The organism is Anaerococcus lactolyticus ATCC 51172, assembly GCF_000156575.1.
GTDB classification, from domain to species: Bacteria; Bacillota; Clostridia; order Tissierellales; family Peptoniphilaceae; genus Anaerococcus; species Anaerococcus lactolyticus.
Genome location: NZ_GG666168.1, coordinates 1 through 240 on the forward strand (window position 1 = coordinate 1; position 240 = coordinate 240).

At 65.4% G+C, this 240-nt stretch carries 1 protein-coding gene; it reads left to right on the forward strand.

The features are described from left to right. On the forward strand, positions 1–240 hold a 240-nt coding region (locus HMPREF0072_RS11655), incomplete at both ends, for a Clp protease N-terminal domain-containing protein (RefSeq protein ID WP_004830922.1).

Consider the following 240-nt stretch of genomic DNA (forward strand, 5'->3'; position numbering starts at 1 on the left):
ATGAGGCGGCGGCAACGGTATTGCGTGCGTGCGGTGCCAACCTGGACAAGCTGCGGCGCGACCTGCAGGAATTCATCGATTCCACCACGCCGCTGATCCCGCAGCACGACGACGAGCGCGAAACCCAGCCGACGCTGGGCTTCCAGCGCGTCCTGCAGCGTGCGGTGTTCCACGTGCAGAGTTCCGGCAAGCGCGAAGTGACCGGGGCCAATGTCCTGGTGGCGATCTTCAGCGAACAGG